Annotated in this window: 1 protein-coding gene; it reads left to right on the top strand. The window is 65.1% G+C overall.

Annotated elements, in window-relative coordinates; all coding sequences use genetic code 11:
- Positions 1 to 258, top strand: a 258-nt coding sequence (locus SB771_RS35495; protein WP_410722101.1) for an MFS transporter, incomplete at both ends; no start/stop codon positions are given.

The following is a 258-nucleotide window of genomic DNA, read 5'->3' as shown; positions in this document are numbered from 1 at the left end:
GCGCGCGCTACATCGACGGCGTGTTCTTCAACGTTTTCGGCGTGTTCTCGATCTCGTACCTGACCCAGACATTGCAGATCACGCGCACGGAAGCGCTGACCGGGGTGATGGCGGCGGCGCTGGTGATGTGCTTCACCATCCCCTACTTCGGCCGGCTGTCCGACCGCATCGGGCGCACGCGGGTGTATTTCTGGGGCTCGCTGGTCACGGCGGTGGCCGCCTTCCCCGGCTTCTGGCTGATGCTCAACAGCCAGGGCA

Origin of the sequence: Burkholderia sp. SIMBA_051 (genome assembly GCF_046534915.1) — a bacterium.
Classification (GTDB): Bacteria; Pseudomonadota; Gammaproteobacteria; order Burkholderiales; family Burkholderiaceae; genus Burkholderia; species Burkholderia ambifaria.
This window is presented reverse-complemented; position numbering and strand designations above follow the sequence as displayed.